Source organism: Pseudomonas sp. MDT2-39-1 (assembly GCF_054898085.1).
Genome location: NZ_CM142716.1, coordinates 3,922,491 through 3,940,866, shown reverse-complemented (window position 1 = coordinate 3,940,866; position 18,376 = coordinate 3,922,491). Strand labels below are relative to the sequence as shown.

At 61.1% G+C, this 18,376-nt stretch carries 17 protein-coding genes and 1 pseudogene; all 18 read left to right on the top strand.

The window, feature by feature from the left end; translation table 11 throughout:
- The first annotated feature begins 9 nt into the window (after window positions 1-9).
- The 18 genes and pseudogenes from ACYZTM_RS18540 (at window position 10) to ureC (ending at window position 18,341) form a co-directional block, all read left to right on the top strand.
- On the top strand, window positions 10-2,127 hold the full coding sequence (locus ACYZTM_RS18540; protein WP_461983936.1) for a TonB-dependent copper receptor: 2,118 nt from the start codon (window positions 10-12) through the stop codon (window positions 2,125-2,127).
- 142 nt (window positions 2,128-2,269) lie between these two features.
- A complete protein-coding gene (locus ACYZTM_RS18535; RefSeq protein ID WP_461983934.1) occupies window positions 2,270-3,649 on the top strand; it encodes a PepSY-associated TM helix domain-containing protein in 1,380 nt (459 codons plus the stop codon).
- Between the two features lie 146 nt (window positions 3,650-3,795).
- Window positions 3,796-3,939: pseudogene (locus tag ACYZTM_RS18530) on the top strand (hypothetical protein); the annotation flags it as partial.
- A 168-nt stretch (window positions 3,940-4,107) separates the two neighbouring features.
- The gene (locus tag ACYZTM_RS18525) at window positions 4,108-4,896 is read left to right on the top strand and encodes an ABC transporter ATP-binding protein (protein WP_461983932.1); all 789 of its coding nucleotides are present in this window, start codon (window positions 4,108-4,110) and stop codon (window positions 4,894-4,896) included.
- Window positions 4,893-5,840: an ABC transporter substrate-binding protein gene (locus ACYZTM_RS18520; RefSeq protein WP_461983930.1), complete on the top strand. Its 948-nt coding sequence runs from the start codon at window positions 4,893-4,895 to the stop codon at window positions 5,838-5,840. The genes ACYZTM_RS18525 and ACYZTM_RS18520 overlap by 4 nt, the downstream gene beginning before the upstream one ends.
- Complete coding sequence (locus ACYZTM_RS18515; RefSeq protein WP_461983928.1) at window positions 5,837-6,847, top strand: FecCD family ABC transporter permease; 1,011 nt, start codon at window positions 5,837-5,839, stop codon at window positions 6,845-6,847. Before ACYZTM_RS18520 ends, ACYZTM_RS18515 begins: the two co-directional genes overlap by 4 nt.
- A 597-nt stretch (window positions 6,848-7,444) precedes the next feature.
- On the top strand, window positions 7,445-7,816 hold the full coding sequence (locus tag ACYZTM_RS18510) for a DUF6124 family protein (protein WP_131058872.1): 372 nt from the start codon (window positions 7,445-7,447) through the stop codon (window positions 7,814-7,816).
- 254 nt (window positions 7,817-8,070) lie between these two features.
- Window positions 8,071-9,336: an urea ABC transporter substrate-binding protein gene (gene urtA, locus ACYZTM_RS18505; protein WP_461983926.1), complete on the top strand. Its 1,266-nt coding sequence runs from the start codon at window positions 8,071-8,073 to the stop codon at window positions 9,334-9,336.
- A gap of 180 nt (window positions 9,337-9,516) precedes the next feature.
- Entirely contained in the window at window positions 9,517-11,019 is a 1,503-nt protein-coding gene (gene urtB / locus ACYZTM_RS18500) for an urea ABC transporter permease subunit UrtB (RefSeq protein WP_461983924.1), read from the top strand.
- Window positions 11,019-12,098, top strand: a complete 1,080-nt coding sequence (urtC, locus tag ACYZTM_RS18495; RefSeq protein ID WP_461983922.1) for an urea ABC transporter permease subunit UrtC — start codon at window positions 11,019-11,021, stop codon at window positions 12,096-12,098. The genes urtB and urtC overlap by 1 nt, the downstream gene beginning before the upstream one ends.
- The gene (gene urtD, locus ACYZTM_RS18490; RefSeq protein ID WP_461983920.1) at window positions 12,095-12,967 is read left to right on the top strand and encodes an urea ABC transporter ATP-binding protein UrtD; all 873 of its coding nucleotides are present in this window, start codon (window positions 12,095-12,097) and stop codon (window positions 12,965-12,967) included. Before urtC ends, urtD begins: the two co-directional genes overlap by 4 nt.
- 133 nt (window positions 12,968-13,100) lie before the next feature.
- A complete protein-coding gene (urtE, locus tag ACYZTM_RS18485; protein WP_461983918.1) occupies window positions 13,101-13,799 on the top strand; it encodes an urea ABC transporter ATP-binding subunit UrtE in 699 nt (232 codons plus the stop codon).
- A gap of 30 nt (window positions 13,800-13,829) precedes the next feature.
- A complete protein-coding gene (locus ACYZTM_RS18480; protein WP_131058865.1) occupies window positions 13,830-14,669 on the top strand; it encodes an urease accessory protein UreD in 840 nt (279 codons plus the stop codon).
- A gap of 139 nt (window positions 14,670-14,808) precedes the next feature.
- Window positions 14,809-15,111 (top strand): urease subunit gamma, encoded by a 303-nt coding sequence (gene ureA, locus ACYZTM_RS18475; protein ID WP_074873350.1) that lies wholly within the window; start codon window positions 14,809-14,811, stop codon window positions 15,109-15,111.
- A 9-nt stretch (window positions 15,112-15,120) separates the two neighbouring features.
- Window positions 15,121-15,654 carry a GNAT family N-acetyltransferase gene (locus ACYZTM_RS18470; protein ID WP_461983915.1) on the top strand — a complete coding sequence of 178 codons (534 nt, stop codon included), beginning with the start codon at window positions 15,121-15,123 and terminating at the stop codon, window positions 15,652-15,654.
- Between the two features lie 6 nt (window positions 15,655-15,660).
- Window positions 15,661-16,194: a GNAT family N-acetyltransferase gene (locus ACYZTM_RS18465; protein ID WP_461983913.1), complete on the top strand. Its 534-nt coding sequence runs from the start codon at window positions 15,661-15,663 to the stop codon at window positions 16,192-16,194.
- Window positions 16,194-16,499: an urease subunit beta gene (locus ACYZTM_RS18460; RefSeq protein WP_008146494.1), complete on the top strand. Its 306-nt coding sequence runs from the start codon at window positions 16,194-16,196 to the stop codon at window positions 16,497-16,499. Before ACYZTM_RS18465 ends, ACYZTM_RS18460 begins: the two co-directional genes overlap by 1 nt.
- Before the next feature lie 141 nt (window positions 16,500-16,640).
- Entirely contained in the window at window positions 16,641-18,341 is a 1,701-nt protein-coding gene (ureC, locus tag ACYZTM_RS18455; protein WP_461983911.1) for an urease subunit alpha, read from the top strand.
- The last annotated feature ends 35 nt before the right edge of the window (window positions 18,342-18,376 follow it).

Sequence of the window (18,376 nt, the reverse complement as noted above, 5' to 3'; positions counted from 1 at the left end):
GAAATTGTCATGTCCAGGTTTACTGCTGACACACGCTTGAGCCCTGCCCAAGCTACTTTTGCCCCGAACGAATCGAGTATTCGTTTCAGGCACGCCACCGCCGTTCTTTGCGGCGCATTGCTGACACCCACGGTGCTGGCCAACGAACACGCGGGCCACAGTGAAGATCTGAGCCCGACGGTGATCACCGCCATCGCGCCGAGTTCGCCGCTGACCATCGTCACCAACCCCAAGGACCCGCGCCAACCCGTTCCGGCCAGCGACGGTGGCGACTACCTGAAAACCATTCCCGGCTTCGCCCTGGTACGCAACGGCGGCACCAACGGTGATCCGGTGCTGCGCGGCATGTTCGGTTCGCGGCTGAACATCCTCACCAACGGCGGCCAATTGCTCGGCGCCTGCCCCGGCCGGATGGATGCGCCCACCTCCTACATCTCGCCGGAAACCTACGACAAACTCACCGTTATCAAAGGCCCGCAAACCGTGCTGTGGGGACCGGGAGCATCGGCCGGCACGATCCTCTTCGACCGTGAGCCGGAAAGCTTCGGCGAACTCGGTACGCGAGTGAACGCCAGTGTATTGGCCGGCTCCAACGGCCGCTTTGACAAAGTGGTGGACGCCGCTGCCGGCGGGCCGTTGGGTTACGTGCGCGTGATCGGCAACACCGCGCACGCCGATGACTACAAGGACGGCAACAACGACACCGTGCCGTCGCGCTATGACAAATGGAACGGCGATGTGGCAGTTGGCTGGACCCCGGACGCTGACACCCTGCTGGAACTGACCGCCGGCAAGGGCGATGGCGAAGCGCGTTACGCCGGGCGCGGCATGGACGGCTCGCAGTTCAAGCGTGAAAGCCTGGGCCTGCGGTTCGAGAAGTCCAACATCGGCGACGTGCTGGACAAGGTCGAAGCGCAGATCTACTACAACTACGCCGACCACGTGATGGACAACTACACCCTGCGCACGCCGTCCGGCACCGGGATGATGGCCGGCCCGATGGCCTCCAACGTCGACCGCCGGACGCTCGGCGCGCGGATCAAGGCCACTTGGCGCTGGGCCGATGTGCAATTGATCAGCGGCATCGACGCGCAGTCCAACGAACATCGCCAACGTGGCAGCATGGGCATCGATACCTACAAGGACCTGCCGTACACCAAGGATGCCGACTTCCATAACTACGGCGTGTTCAGCGAACTGACCTGGTACGCCGCCGACCGTGACCGGCTGATTACCGGCGCGCGCCTGGACCGCGCCTCGGCCAAGGATTATCGGCAGACCACCGGTTCCGGGATGATGACCCGCCCCAACCCGACCGCCGACGACACCCGCGCCGGCACCTTGCCGAGCGGCTTCATCCGTTACGAGCACGACCTGGCCGACAGCCCGACCACGCTGTATGCCGGCCTAGGTCACAGCCAGCGTTTCCCGGATTACTGGGAACTGTTTTCACCCAAGTCCGGGCCTGCAGGATCGGTGAATGCCTTCGATTCGATCAAGCCTGAAAAAACCACCCAGCTCGATTTCGGCCTGCAATACCAGACCGAAGACCTCGAAGCCTGGGCCTCGGGCTACGTCGGCCAGGTGCGCGATTACATCCTGTTCAACTACACCCCGACCATGATGGGCACCACCTCTCAGTCTCAGAACATTGACGCGCGAATCATGGGCGGCGAACTGGGAGCGGCTTACCCGTTGACCTCCAACTGGAAAGCCGACGCGACCCTGGCCTACGCCTGGGGCAAGAACAGCAGCGATGGCAACGCATTGCCGCAAATGCCGCCGCTGGATGCGCGTTTCGGCCTGACCTACAGCGAAGACAACTGGAGCGCCGGGGCCTTGTGGCGCGTGGTCGCGGCGCAAAACCGCATCGACCGGAACAAGGGCAACGTGGTGGGCAAGGACTTCGACAAGACCTCGGGTTTTGGCGTGTTCTCGCTCAATGGTGCCTATCGCATCAACAAGAACTGGAAGGTCAGCAGTGGCGTCGACAACTTGTTCGGCAAGGCGTACGCCGAGCATTTGAACCTGGCCGGCAACGCCGGTTTTGGCTACCCGGCCAATGACCCGCAGGCCATTAAAGAACCGGGGCGAACGCTCTGGACCAAGGTGGACATGAGCTTCTAAAAGCATCGCGGGCAAGTCGGATCGCCGCACCGCTCGCTCCTACAGGAACACCTCAATCTGTAGGAGCGAGGCTTGCCCGCGAATGACTGCGCAGCAGTCACCAGACAACAACAAAAGAACCAAGCCAAGCGGAGCACAACCGATGAAACAGCCCAAAGTGAATTTCTACAACCTGGCCTGGCGCTGGCATTTCTATGCCGGTCTGTTCGTCGCGCCTTTCATGGTGATGCTGGCCCTGACCGGTGTCATCTACCTGTTCAAGCCGCAACTCGATCCGTTGATGTACGGCAGCCTGATGAACGTCCCGGCCGGGCATCACAGCGTCCCGGCCGACGACCTGCTCAAGCGGGTGAAACAGGCGTACCCACAAGCCACGATCAAACAGTACCTGCCGCCGGTCAACGCCGAGCGCAGCGCGCAGTTTGTGGTGATCAATGGCGGTAACGAGCTTAACGTGTTCGTCGACCCCTACCAGGGCGACATCCTCGGTGAGCAAGACGCCAAGAAGAATCTGCAAGCGGTGGCGCGAGCAATTCACGGCGAATTGATGATCGGCACCGTCGGTGATCGTTTGGTCGAACTGGCCGCCGGTTGGGCCGTGGTGCTGGTGGTTTCCGGCGTATTTCTGTGGTGGCCCCGTGGCCAGGCCGCGGGTATTTTGTGGCCGCGCCTGACCAGTCGCGGTCGGGTGTTGTGGCGCGATTTGCATGCCGTCACCGGTTTCTGGGGCGCCGCGTTTTTGCTGGTGATGCTGCTTAGCGGCATGACCTGGACCGGGTTCTGGGGCCAGAAATACGCGCAGGTGTGGAACGTGTTCCCGGCGGCGATGTGGGACAACGTGCCCAAGTCCGACGTCGAGGCCCGCAGCCTCAACACCGCCACTCGCCAGACCGTGCCCTGGGCCATGGAAAACACGCCGATGCCGATGTCCGGCGCCCACGCCGAACACATGGCCCACGACGGCGCAAAAGCCGGCCCTGCCGCGCCGACCATCAGCCTGCAAGACGTGCAGAACATCGCCGTGCAGCGCAAGGTCGAGCCGGGTTACAGCATCACCTTCCCAACCACTGCAACGGGCGTGTTCACCATCGCCGTGTTTGCCGACGACCCGCGCAACGACGCCACGCTGCATGTCGATCAGTACACCGGCGTTGTCCTCGCCGACGTGCGCTACGAGCAATACGGCACCGTCGCCCGCGCCACGGAAATCGGCGTGATGTTGCACGAAGGCAAGATGTTCGGCGTGCTCAACCAGATCATCGTGTTGCTGATCTGCCTGATGATTCTGCTCAGCGCGGTCAGCGGCGTGGTGATCTGGTGGAAGCGTCGTCCGCAAGGCAAGATCGGTGTGCCGCCGTTGCGCCACGACCTGCCGAAATGGAAAACCGCGATGGTGATCATGTTCGCCCTGGCCGTGGCGTTTCCGCTGGTGGGTGCTTCGTTGGTGGTGGTGTGGCTGCTGGATCGCGTGCTGTTTTCGCGCTTCACCCGGCAAACTGAATCGGCCTCATCTTCATCATGAAACAGGCGAGATGCGTGGCTTAGAGGGATCTGTAGACTTTCCGCGCTTATCTCCCGGTAAATTTTAGTGTTACTGTATAACGCCAAATGCACCGCCTGACCCGCAGCCCTGGCTGCGGGTTTTCTTTTGAAGAAGTGATTCACAGGAAGGCGTTGCGTAACACGACGCTGGGGCTGCAGGTGAACAATCTGTTTGACCGGCAGTATGCGCAAAGCCAATACAATGAGGGGCAGCAGTGGATCCTTGGTGAGCCGCGGTCGTTCTTTGTCACCGCGGATTATATGTTTTAAGCATCCGGCCTCTTCGCGGGCAAGTCGGATCGCCGCCCGCACGCTCCTACAGAGTTGTGTCGTACGTAATATGTGTGACCGACATAAACCCTGTAGGAGCGTGCGGGCGGCGATCCGACTTGCCCGCGAAGAGGTCATGAGCAACACCGAATAATTCAGAGCAGATGCATGACCTCGCTGAACCTCACACACCTCGCCTGGACGCCCTTGGGCCACGGCCATTGTCATCACCAGTTCCAGCTGCGTGATACCTCCTTGCACGTGGCCGCCGGTGAGTTCGTCGGGTTGATCGGCCCCAACGGCAGCGGCAAGACCAGCCTGCTGCGTTGCGCTTATCGCTTCAGCAAACCGGAGAGCGGCGAGGTCCGACTCGACCACCACAATGTCTGGAAGCAATCCTCACGCTGGTGCGCACAACGCATCGCCGTGGTATTGCAGGAGTTCCCCGACGCCTTCGGCCTGACCGTCGACGAGGTGGTCGCCATGGGCCGCACGCCGCACAAGGGTCTGTTCGACGGCGACACCCTCGAAGACCGCAATCTCGCGACCCAGTCCCTCGAATCAGTCGGCCTCAAAGGCTTCGAAGACCACGCCTTCGCCACCCTCTCCGGCGGAGAAAAACAACGTGTGATTCTTGCCCGCGCCTTGGCTCAACAACCGCAATTGCTGGTTCTCGACGAGCCGACCAACCACCTCGACCCACGCTATCAGCTCGAACTGCTGCAACTGGTCAAACGCCTGAAAATCGGCACGTTAGCCAGCATCCACGACCTCAATCTGGCCGCCGCTTTCTGCGATCGTTTGTACGTGATCAATCACGGTCGCATTGTTGCCAGCGGCACACCGAAAGAAGTCCTGACCGCCCCGCTGCTGCGCGAAGTATTTGGCGTCGAAGCGCTGATCGATCAACACCCCTTGCACGGCTACCCTCGAATCACCTGGATAACCCAACCATGACTTTGCGTTCCCTGCTTTGTGTCACCCTGTTACTGGGCAGTGCCCAAGCGTTGGCCGAGACCACTAAATATCCATTGACGATCCAGAGCTGCAACCGCGAAGTGACGTTCAAGCAAGGGCCGAAACACGCGGTCAGCCACGACATCAACATGACCCAGATGATGCTCGCCCTCGGTCTAAAACCGAGCATGGCCGGCTACAGCGGCGTGACGGGCTGGAAGTCGGTCACGCCCCAGATGCAGACTATCCTCGACGGTCTGCCGGAGCTGGCAGCCAAATACCCGTCGGTGGAAACCCTGCTCAACGCCAACGTCGATTTCTTCTTCGCCGGCTGGGATTACGGCATGCGCGTGGGCGGCGACCTCACGCCGCAAACGCTCCAGCCATTGGGCATCAATGTCTATGAGCTGACCGAGTCCTGCGCCTTCGTCATGAAGCGCCCACCGGCCAGTCTGGAAGACACCTACAACGACCTGCGCAACCTCGGCAAAATCTTTGACGTGCAGGATCGCGCCAATGCCCTGATCGCCGACATGCAGGCGCAAGTCGCCGAGGTGCGCAAGGAGCTGCCCGCCGATAAACCGCGCGTGTTCCTCTACGACAGCGGCGAAGACCGCGCCATGACCTCCGGCCGCCTCGGCATGCCGCAGGCACTGATCGACGCAGCGGGCGGGCGCAACATTCTGGACGACGTCGAGGCGAGCTGGACGCGCGTGAACTGGGAAAACGTGGTCGAGCGCAATCCGCAGGTGATCGTGATCGTCGACTATGGCGAAGTCACCGCCGAGCAGAAGGAGCAATTTCTGCTCAATAACAAAGCGCTGCAATCGGTGGACGCGATCAAGAACCAGCGTTTCATCGTGATTCCGTATGTGCAGGCCACGCCGGGCATCGACAACGTGCTGGCGGTTGAAACCCTGGCCAAAGGGTTCCACGGCGAATGATTGATCGTCGCTATGCCTTGCTGCTGGTGATGCTCGGTGCGCTGTTGCTGGTGTCGTGCGTGGTGTCGCTGGGCTTCGGTCCGGCGCGGGTTCCGGTGGAGGTGGTGTGGCGGATATTGCTGCACAAGATGTTTGGTTTCGGCGTTCCGGACTGGGCCGCAGGACAGGAACATATCGTCTGGTTGATCCGTGTACCGCGCATGCTGTTGGGCGCGCTGGTGGGTGCCGGGTTGGCGCTGATCGGCGCGGTGTTGCAAGCGGTGACGCGCAATCCATTGGCCGACCCGCATCTGCTCGGGGTCACTTCCGGCGCGACCCTTGGCGCGGTGATTGTGGTGCTGCATGTCGGTGAAATCGTCGGCCTGCTGACCTTGCCGATTGCAGCGTTTATCGGCGCGCTGCTGAGCATGTTGATCGTACTGATGATCGCCAATCGCAACGGTCGGCTGGACAGTGACCGGCTTCTGCTGTGCGGCGTGGCGGTGTCGTTCGTGATGATGGCGATTGCCAATTTGCTGCTGTTTCTCGGTGACCATCGGGCGAGTTCCGCGGTGATGTTCTGGATGCTGGGCGGGCTCGGGCTGGCGCGTTGGGAGTTGCTTGCGGTGCCGGCCGCCAGTGTGTTGCTGGGACTGGTTTTGCTGCTGGGCATGGCCCGACCGCTGAACGCTTTGATGGCTGGTGAACAGACGGCAGTGACCCTTGGGCTCAACGCCCGCACCGTACGCCTGCGCGTGTTTTTGATTGCGTCGTTGATGACCGGAGTACTGGTGTCGATCAGTGGTTCCATCGGGTTTGTCGGGCTGATGGTGCCGCACATTGCCCGTCGACTGGTCGGGGCCGAACACCGACGATTGCTGCCGGTGTGTGTATTGCTGGGCAGTATTTTCCTCGTCTGGGTCGATGTGGCCGCCCGCACCCTGATCGCCCCGGAAGACCTGCCGATTGGCGTGGCCACGGCGGCGATTGGCGGGTTGTTTTTCATCGGCCTCATGCGCCGCCGCTGATCCACAAGCACACCACGGAACCTGTGGGAGCTAGCCTGCTGGCGATGACGGCGGCATATTCAGCATCACTTTGCCTGACACTCCGCTATCGCGAGCAGGCTCACTCCTACAGGGGTTTACGTCGTTCACAGGTTCCGTGTTCGACACAAATCCACCGTGGGAGCGGGCTTGCTCGCGAAGGCGGCGGCACGTCCAGCATCAATGAGACAGACATACCGCTTTCGCGAGCAAGCCCGCTCCCACAGGGGGATTGTGATTCTGGGGTTGTTTAGATGTGTTTATACGAATGCAAAAATGCCGGACGTTTCCCACGCTTTTTTCAGGTTGTTCGTCGGACGTGGGCTTTCTAGTCTGGGGCTGTCACTGAAGACTCAGTGATCGGGTGTGAGAACCTGGTAGACCTGTTAATCCAACATCAGTACCACCATAATTGCCGCCAGCTTATTCGCTGCCTGCAATGCACTATGGCGGCTGTGTGCGGGCGGACCTCGGTCCGGCCGGATTTGGGGTCACCGGTTTCTCACTCCGCACATAGCTGCCACCTCTTCGTCGCGTGAGAAACGACAAGGAGTGGCTCAAATTGAGTTGACTCCCCAAATGACTAAGAAAATCGTACCCGATCCACCCATCGACACCACCACTCCCGATCCCGAAACATCGCGCGACGACGAACTGCTCAGAGACCGCGAAGCCATAAAACGCGCCCTCGACTACTACCTCGATCCCCCGGCCCACTACGCCGAAAAACCCCGCCACCCCAGCACCATGTTCATGATTGCCCCGGACAACGACACCGAAAGCCTGTTGGTCAATGCCTGTGAATCCTTGGCATCCGCCAGCGTGATGGCCAGCGATTTCGCCGCCGACCTGATCGGCCCGCAACGCCATAAGGCGATGGCAATCCAGCAAATCATCATGCTCGCGGAACTGGCCGTGAACCGCGCGGTGGACAACGTCGCTCCCACCTAGAAACACAGCAACAAAACTGTGGGAGCGAGCCTGCTCGCTCCCACAGGAGATTACCGTTGCTCGCCCCAATGTGGCGCACCTCCTCGCACCAACGTGCCAGACGCGATCCTTCATGGTGCGTTGCCCAACCGGCGCAACCGCTCTAATACGACATTTCCCTGCCTTTTACCGACCGGGCACAGCCTTTGCACAACAGCCTTCAGTAGTCCGCATCTGCCAACCAAGAAAACTCATAAGTTCATGGAGATCGCACAATGAAGCGTCGCAGCTTGATCAAGGCTTTCACACTCACGGCAAGCATTGCCGCGATGGGCATGACCTGGCCTGTCCAGGCCGCCGAGACCATCAAGGTCGGTATTCTGCATTCGTTGTCCGGGACCATGGCGATCTCCGAAACCTCGCTCAAAGACATGGCGTTGATGACCATCGACGAGATCAACGCCAAGGGTGGCGTGAACGGCAAGATGCTGGAACCGGTGGTCGTCGACCCGGCGTCGAACTGGCCGCTGTTCGCGGAAAAGGGTCGTCAGCTGCTGACTCAGGACAAGGTTGCCGTGGTGTTCGGTTGCTGGACGTCGGTGTCGCGCAAATCGGTGTTGCCGGTGTTCGAAGAGCTCAACGGCTTGTTGTTCTACCCGGTGCAATACGAAGGCGAAGAGATGTCGCCGAACGTGTTCTACACCGGCGCGGCGCCGAACCAGCAGGCCATCCCGGCGGTGGAATACCTGATGAGCGAAGAAGGCGGCAGCGCCAAGCGTTACTTCCTGCTGGGCACTGACTACGTTTACCCGCGCACCACCAACAAGATTCTGCGCTCGTTCCTGCATTCCAAAGGCGTGGCGGACAAGGACATCGAAGAGGTCTACACCCCGTTCGGTCACAGCGACTATCAAACCATCGTGGCCAACATCAAGAAATTCTCGGCCGGCGGCAAGACAGCAGTCATCTCCACCGTCAACGGCGACTCCAACGTGCCGTTCTATAAAGAGCTGGCCAACCAGGGCCTGAAAGCCACCGACGTTCCAGTCGTGGCGTTCTCGGTCGGCGAAGAAGAACTGCGCGGCATCGACACCAAACCGCTGGTGGGCAACCTCGCGGCATGGAACTACTTCGAGTCGGTAGAGAACCCGGCGAACAAGAAGTTCGTGGCCGACTGGAAAGCCTACGCCAAGAAACACAACCTGCCGGGCGCCGACAAAGCGGTGACCAACGACCCGATGGAAGCCACGTACGTGGGCATCCACATGTGGGCGCAAGCGGTGGAAAAAGCCAAGTCCACCGACGTCGACAAAGTCCGCGAAGCCCTCGCCGGCCAGACCTTTGCCGCGCCGTCCGGGTACACCCTGACCATGGACAAGACCAACCACCACCTGCACAAACCCGTGATGATCGGCGAGATTCAGGCGGACGGTCAGTTCAACGTGGTGTGGCAGACTGAAGGGCCAATCCGTGCAGAGCCTTGGAGCCCGTATATCTCGGGTAACGACAAGAAGCCGGATTATGCGGTGAAGAGCAACTAAGCCACTGGGTGTCGGGCTTGAGTTCAAATCTCAGGGCCGACACAACTCCCTGTGGGAGCGGCGGTGCGACGATTCGACTTGCTCGCGAATGCGGACTCACATTCAACATCTGAGTCGCCTGACACACCGCATTCGCGAGCAAGCCCGCTCCCACATTTAGTCCGTGCAAGGCGACTTTCTATGCCCACCGCCCTTTACCGCTTGATCCTCGCCCTCGCGCTGTTACTGCCGATGGCCACTCATGCCGGCGACGCCGAAGATTTCATCGCCGCCAATCCCGTGCAGCAAGCCAAGCTTCTGGAAACCTGGGCGGCACAGCCCGACCAGGCTCGCATCGAGCTGATCAACGCCCTGCAGCAAGGCGAGTTGACCGTCGACGGCCAATCGAAAACCCTGCGCCTGAACAACCGCCTGCGCGGTCTGATCGACACCGCGCTGGCCAGCCACCAATTGCTCGCCACCGACGCCAAAATCCGTCTGGCCGCCGCCCAGCAATTGCAGAAAAGCGCCAAACCGGCGCAGCTGAAATTTCTCGACCAGCAACTGGCAGGCGAACAAGACGAAACCGTTCACGCCGCCCTGAGCCTGGCCCTGGCCAACCTGCAACTGGTCGACATCGCCCCGGCCGTGCGCCTCGCGGCGGTGCGTCTGCTTGGCGAAACCGGCGATCCACTGGCGCGCACTCGCCTCGAAAGCCTGCTGGAGCCGGGCATCGAAGCCGACGCCAACGTGCGCACCGCCGCCGAAACCAGCCTGGCGCAAGTCAAACGCAAACTGCTGATCGGCGAGATCCTCGGTCAAGCCTTCAGCGGCATGTCGCTGGGTTCGATTTTGCTGCTCGCGGCATTGGGTCTGGCGATCACCTTCGGCCTGCTCGGCGTGATCAACATGGCCCACGGCGAGATGCTGATGCTCGGCGCCTACTCGACCTACGTGGTGCAGCTGATGTTCCAGCGCTTCGCCCCGCAAGCCATCGAGTTCTACCCGCTGATCGCGTTGCCGGTGGCGTTTTTCGTCACCGCCGCGATCGGCATGGCGCTGGAACGCACGGTGATTCGTCACCTCTACGGCCGCCCGCTGGAAACCCTGCTGGCGACCTGGGGCATCAGTCTCATGCTTATTCAGCTTGTCCGGTTGCTGTTCGGCGCGCAGAACGTTGAAGTGGCCAACCCGGCGTGGCTCTCGGGCGGAATTCAAGTGCTGCCCAACCTCGTGCTGCCGTACAACCGCATCGTAATCATCGCCTTCGCCTTATTTGTGGTGGTGCTGACCTGGCTGCTGTTGAACAAGACGCGCCTCGGTTTGAACGTGCGCGCCGTCACCCAGAACCGCAACATGGCCGCCTGCTGCGGCGTGCCCACCGGGCGGGTCGACATGCTCGCCTTCGGCCTCGGCTCAGGCATCGCCGGCCTCGGCGGCGTGGCGCTCAGCCAGATCGGCAACGTCGGCCCGGACCTCGGCCAGAGCTACATCATCGACTCGTTCCTGGTGGTGGTGCTCGGTGGTGTCGGTCAGTTGGCCGGTAGCGTCCTGGCCGCGTTCGGCCTGGGCATCGCCAACAAAATTCTCGAACCGCAGATCGGTGCGGTGCTCGGCAAGATCCTGATCCTCGCGCTGATCATTCTGTTCATCCAGAAGCGTCCGCAAGGCCTCTTCGCACTGAAAGGACGGGTGATCGACTGATGAACCAGCCTCTGATGCTCACGGCCACGCAAAAGGCCGGCCCCAAAGTCACGATCGCTGTCGGTGCGGTGATCCTCGTTTTGCTGTTGGCGTTACCGCTGTTGTCGTTGCTATCACCCGACAGCGTGTTTCACGTCTCGGCCTACACGCTGACGTTGGTGGGCAAGATTCTCTGCTACGCGATTGTCGCCCTGGCCCTCGATCTGGTTTGGGGTTACGCCGGCCTGCTGTCCCTCGGCCACGGCCTGTTCTTCGCCCTCGGCGGTTATGCGATGGGCATGTACCTGATGCGCCAGGCGTCGGGCGATGGCTTGCCGGCGTTCATGACCTTCCTGTCGTGGACCGAAATGCCGTGGTACTGGACCGGCACCAGCAGCTTTCTGTGGTCGATGTGCCTGGTGGTGTTGGCGCCGGGTTTGCTGGCGTTGGTCTTCGGTTTTTTCGCCTTCCGTTCGCGGATCAAGGGCGTGTATTTCTCGATCATGACCCAGGCCCTGACCTTCGCCGGGATGCTGCTGTTTTTCCGCAACGAAACCGGATTTGGCGGCAACAACGGCTTCACCAACTTCCGCACCATTCTCGGGTTTGGCATCACCGAGCCGGGCACCCGTGCGGTGCTGTTTTTCGCCACGGTGGTGTTGCTGGTAGCAAGCCTGTTTATCGGCTGGCGCCTGGCGCAAAGCAAGTTTGGCCGGGTGTTGACCGCGCTGCGCGATGCGGAAAACCGCTTGATGTTCTGCGGCTACGACCCGCGGGGTTTCAAGCTGTTTGTCTGGGTGTTGAGCGCGGTGTTGTGTGGCTTGGCCGGGGCGTTGTACGTGCCGCAGGTCGGGATCATCAACCCGAGTGAGATGTCGCCGACCAACTCCATTGAAGCCGCCGTTTGGGTGGCGCTGGGAGGCCGCGGCACGCTGATCGGTCCGCTGCTCGGCGCGGGGGTGGTCAACGGGATGAAGAGCTGGTTCACCGTGGCGTTCCCCGAATACTGGCTGTTCTTCCTCGGCGCATTGTTCATTGTCGTGACTTTGTATTTACCCAAGGGTGTGATCGGTCTGCTGAAAAAGAGAGGTGAATCATGAGAGTCACTGCGACGGCCGAATTCATGCTCGAACCGGCGTTTTTTCCGCCACTGGAACCCAACCGCGATGCCGGCAGCAGCCGCGACGCCATCGGCCTCGGGCAACGCGTCGGCCCCGGCCTGAATACGCGCCACGGCACGATCCTGACCTTGGAAGACATCAGCGTCAGCTTCGATGGTTTCAAGGCGCTTAACGATCTGAACCTGTACATCGGCGTCGGCGAACTGCGCTGCATCATCGGTCCCAATGGCGCGGGCAAGACCACGCTGATGGACGTCATCACCGGCAAGACCCGCCCCAGTCACGGCAAAGCCTGGTTCGGTGAAACCCTGGACCTGACATCGATGAGCGAAGTGCAGATTGCCCAGGCCGGCATCGGTCGCAAGTTCCAGAAGCCGACGGTGTTTGAAGCCTTGAGCGTGTTCGAGAACCTGGAACTGGCGCAGAAAACCGACAAGTCGGTGTGGGCCAGCCTGCGGGCTCGCCTCAGTGGCGAACAGAAAGACCGCATCAGCGAGGTGCTGGAAACCATTCGCCTGACGGCCTCGGTCAATCGCCCCGCGGGATTGTTGTCCCACGGCCAGAAGCAGTTTCTGGAGATCGGCATGCTGCTCATGCAAGACCCGCAATTGCTGCTGCTCGACGAGCCAGTGGCGGGCATGACCGACGCCGAGACTGAGTTCACCGCCGAACTGTTCAAAAGCCTGGCCGGCAAGCATTCGCTGATGGTGGTGGAGCACGACATGGGCTTCGTCGGCTCCATCGCCGACCACGTCACCGTGTTGCACCAGGGCAGCGTGCTGGCCGAAGGCTCGCTGGAGCAGGTGCAGGAAAACGAGCGGGTGATCGAGGTCTACCTCGGCCGCTAGACCTGCAAACACCTATCCAATGTGGGAGCGGGCTTGCTCGCGAAAGCGGTGGGTCAGCATGCATCAATGTTGGATGACCCACCGCATTCGCGAGCAAGCCCGCTCCCACAGGGGATATGAGGAGAATTCGAACATGCTGCAAGTCGAAACGCTGCACCAGTATTACGGCGGTAGCCACATCCTGCGGGGCCTGACGTTTGAGGTGAAGGTCGGTGAAGTCACCTGCCTGCTCGGTCGCAATGGGGTGGGCAAGACCACCCTGCTCAAGTGTTTGATGGGTTTGTTGCCGGCCAAAGAAGGCGCGGTGAACTGGGAAGGCAAACCGATTACCACGTTCAAGCCACACCAGCGGGTGCATGCCGGGATCGCTTATGTGCCTCAGGGTCGGGAAATTTTCGGCCGGCTGACCGTGGAAGAAAACCTGCTGATGGGCCTGTCGAGATTTCCCGGCGCTGAGGCCAAGGAAGTCCCGGCGTTCATCTACGAGCTGTTTCCGGTGCTGCTGCAAATGAAGCAACGGCGCGGGGGTGATTTGTCCGGTGGCCAACAGCAGCAATTGGCGATTGGTCGCGCACTGGCGAGCCGTCCACGGTTGCTGATTCTCGATGAGCCCACCGAAGGCATCCAGCCGTCGGTGATCAAGGAGATCGGCGTGGTGATCAAGAAGCTTGCGGCCCAGGGTGACATGGCGATTCTGTTGGTGGAGCAATTCTACGATTTCGCCGCCGAACTGGCCGATCAATACCTGGTGATGTCCCGGGGCGAGATCGTGCAGCAAGGTCTCGGCGAAAACATGGAAGCCGAGGGTGTACGCGGTCTGGTTACGATCTAGTCTGCAACGTCCTGACGATAATTAGAAAATATGAATTTACCTGTACCCACTGTCCTGTTCACCCCCAGCTGGCACGCCGAGCTGGAACTGGGCTACGCCCGTTTCGGCGACAGCACACGCCCGGTCCTGCGCCGACACAAAGGTCCATTGCGGGTGCAAAAGCATTTGTATGCCGAAGGCCCCGAGGTGTGCCAACACATCATCGTCCATCCGCCCGGGGGTATTGCGGGCGGGGATCGACTGGATATCTCGGCCAGCGTCGGCACGCACGCCTGGGCGCAAATCACCAGCCCGGGTGCCGCCAAGTGGTATCGCGCGGCGGGGCCCGCCTATCAGCGGCTGACATTGAAAGTGGCGCCCGGTGCGACACTGGAATGGCTGCCACAAGAGACGATTATCTTCAGCGGCGCTCAGGCCGAGCTCAGCACCTCCATTGATCTGGAGGGCGACGCACGGTTGTTTTACTGGGACGTTGTGGCACTGGGCCGCCCGGCCAGTGGCGAGCGCTTCGACCTCGGTCACTTTCAGGCGCAACTGGATATCCGCCGCGACGGCCAGTTGCTCTGGCACGAACGCCAGCGCATTGTCGGGGATGACAGTCTGCTCGACTCGCCGATTGGCCTGGATGGGCAACCGGTGTTTGCGACGTTGCTGGTGACGGGGGAGATTGATCGCGAGCTGCTGGAAACCTGTCGCTCGCTGCCCAATGACGTGCGCGGGGATTTGACGCAATTGCCGGGGCTTTTGGTGGCGCGGTGCCTGGCCAGTGAAGCGCTGTTGGCGCGGGGCTGGTTGATTGATTTGTGGCGTTTGCTCCGGCCTGCATTGCTCGGCCGGGAAGCCTTGCCCCCAAGAATATGGAGCACCTGAAATACGATTCCTGTAGGAGCGAGGCTTGCCCGCGAAGAACGGTAACGCGGTCTCCCTGTTAAACCGAGGCGCACCCTTCGCGGGCAAGCCTCGCTCCTACAGAAAGCTTTTTTTAACTGCCGATTATGGATTCCAAACAATGGACCTGACCCCACGCGAAAAAGACAAGCTGCTGATCTTCACCGCCGGCCTCGTGGCCGAGCGGCGTTTGGCTCGCGGCGTGAAACTCAACTATCCGGAAGCCATGGCCTACATATCCGCAGCGCTGCTCGAAGGCGCCCGTGACGGCCGTACCGTGGCCGAACTGATGCACTACGGCACCACCCTGCTCAGTCGCGAACAAGTGATGGAAGGCATCCCGGAAATGATTCCGGAGATCCAGGTCGAAGCGACCTTTCCCGACGGCACCAAACTGGTCACCGTTCACCAACCGATCGCTTGAGGCCGCGCCATGAATTACTCCATTCGCGATGCAGCGCATGCCGACTTGCCGGCGATCCGCGACATCTACAACGACGCCGTGCTCAACACCACGGCCATCTGGAACGAACAGGCCGTGGACCTGGGCAACCGCCAGGCCTGGTTCAGCGCACGGCAAGCCCAGGGTTATCCGATCATGGTGATTGTCGACGGCGATAACAGCGTGCTGGGCTACGCTTCATTTGGCGACTGGCGGCCGTTCGACGGTTTCCGCCACACCGTCGAGCACTCGGTCTACGTACGCGGTGATCAGCGTGGCAACGGTCTCGGCCCGCAATTGATGACCGCATTGATCGAGCGTGCCAAAGGTTGCGACAAGCACGTCATGGTCGCCGCCATCGAAAGCGGCAATGCCGCCTCTATTCGCCTGCATGAACGAGCCGGTTTCGTGACGACCGGCCAGATGCCGCAGGTGGGCACCAAATTCGGCCGCTGGCTGGACCTGACTTTCATGCAACTGACCCTCAATCCTGGCGCGGAGCCGCCACCCGCCAACAAGGAGTAACTCCCGATGAACGCCGCTCAACTGCGCCGCGTCAATGTTGAAAGCTTTGCGCACTATCGTCAGGGTTTGATTGATCTGCTGCTCGACGCCGTCGGCTATGGCGCCAGTGTCGGGTTCATGGCCAATCTGGACGCCGCTGCGGCCCGCGCCTATTTCGATGACGTTCAGGACAACCTGAACAAGGGCAACGTGCTGCTGTGGGTGGTGGTCAAGGACGAGCAAGTGCAGGCCAGTGTGCAATTGACCCTGTGCCAGAAGGCCAATGGCCTGAACCGTGCCGAAGTGCAGAAGCTGCTGGTGCGTGAACATGCGCGCCGTCGGGGTCTGGGCCAACAGTTGATGAGCGCGCTGGAACAGGCCGCGCTCCAGCACAAGCGCGGCATGCTTTACCTCGACACCGAGGCCGGCTCCCCCGCTGAAGATTTCTACAAAGCCCTGGGTTACACCAAAGCCGGTGAAATCCCCGACTATGCCTGCGACCCGACCGGCCAGTACAAACCGACCGCCCTCTACTACAAGATTCTCCAGGGGGCCCACTGATGATTCCCGGTGAATACCAGATCCAGCCCGGCGACATCGAACTCAATGTGGGCCGCCGCACTGTCAGCCTGAAAGTGGCCAACAGCGGCGACCGGCCGATCCAGGTCGGCTCGCATTACCACTTCTTCGAAACCAACGACGCCCTGACCTTCGACCGCGCGGCCAGTCGCGGCATGCGCCTGAACATCCCCGCCGGCACCGCCGTGCGCTTCGAGCCGGGGCAGAGTCGTGAGGTTGAGTTGGTGGACCTGGCCGGGCATCGCCGGGTGTTCGGGTTTGCCGGACGGATCATGGGTGACCTCTAACAAAAGTGGTGTCTGTTCTGGCCCCTTCGCGGGCAAGCCTCGCTCCTACAATTGATCGCCTACCCCTGTAGGAGCGGGGCTTGCCCGCGATAGCGAGCTATGCGAGCGGTCTCAAATCCAATTGAATCTCAAGGCAAGCGCATGAAAATCTCTAGACAAGCCTACGCCGACATGTTCGGCCCCACCGTCGGTGACAAGGTCCGCCTGGCCGATACCGAGCTGTGGATCGAAGTGGAAAAAGACTTCACCACCTACGGCGAAGAAGTGAAATTCGGCGGCGGCAAAGTCATCCGCGACGGCCAGGGCCAAAGCCAACTCCTGGCCGCCGAAGTCGTCGACACCCTGATCACCAACGCGCTGATCATCGACCACTGGGGCATCGTCAAAGCCGATGTCGGCCTCAAGGACGGTCGCATTACCGGCATTGGCAAGGCCGGCAACCCGGACATCCAGCCGAACGTGACCATCGCGGTCGGCGCCAGCACCGAAGTCATTGCCGGTGAAGGCATGATCCTCACCGCTGGCGGTATCGACACGCACATCCACTTCATCTGCCCGCAACAGATCGAAGAAGCGCTGATGAGCGGCGTCACCACCATGATCGGCGGCGGCACCGGCCCTGCCACCGGCACCAACGCGACTACCTGCACGTCCGGTCCGTGGCATCTGGCGCGAATGCTTCAAGCGGCGGATGCGTTCCCGATGAACATCGGCCTCACCGGCAAGGGCAACGCCAGCCTGCCGGAGCCGTTGATCGAACAGGTCAAGGCCGGCGCCATCGGACTCAAGCTGCACGAAGACTGGGGCACCACCCCGGCGAGTATCGACAACTGCCTGACCGTCGCCGACCAATACGACGTGCAGGTCGCGATCCACACCGACACCCTCAACGAATCGGGCTTCGTCGAAACCACCCTCGCTGCCTTCAAGGGTCGCACCATCCACACCTATCACACCGAAGGCGCGGGGGGCGGTCATGCCCCGGACATTATCAAGGCCTGCGGCTTCGCCAACGTGCTGCCGAGTTCGACCAACCCGACCCGGCCGTTCACCCACAACACCATCGACGAACACCTCGACATGCTGATGGTCTGCCACCACCTGGACCCGAGCATTGCCGAAGACGTGGCCTTCGCCGAAAGCCGCATCCGCCGTGAAACCATTGCCGCCGAAGACATCCTGCACGACCTCGGCGCGTTCTCGATGATCAGCTCCGACAGCCAGGCCATGGGCCGCGTCGGTGAAGTGATTACGCGCACCTGGCAGACCGCCGACAAGATGAAAAAGCAGCGCGGCCCGCTTCCCGGTGATGGCGAGAGCAACGACAACTTCCGCGCCAAACGCTACATCGCCAAGTACACGATCAACCCGGCGATCACCCATGGCATCAGCCATGAAGTGGGCTCGGTCGAAGTGGGAAAATGGGCGGATCTGGTGCTGTGGCGTCCGGCGTTTTTTGGCGTCAAACCGACCTTGATCCTCAAGGGCGGCGCCATTGCAGCCAGCCTGATGGGCGATGCCAATGCGTCAATTCCGACACCGCAACCGGTGCATTACCGTCCTATGTTTGCCAGCTACGGCGGCTCGTTGCACGCCACCAGCCTGACCTTTATCAGTCAGGCAGCGCAGGCGGCCGGGTTGCCTGAAGCCCTGGATTTGAAGAAGAAAATCGCGGTGGTCAAAGGTTGCCGCGACGTGCAGAAAACCGACCTGATTCATAACGACTACCTGCCGAACATTGATGTCGACCCGCAGACTTATCAGGTCAAGGCTGATGGGGTTTTGTTGTGGTGTGAGCCAGCGGAGGTGCTGCCGATGGCTCAGCGTTACTTCCTGTTTTGATCATTCGAGGGGCCTGACACGCCAGGCCCCTGCGG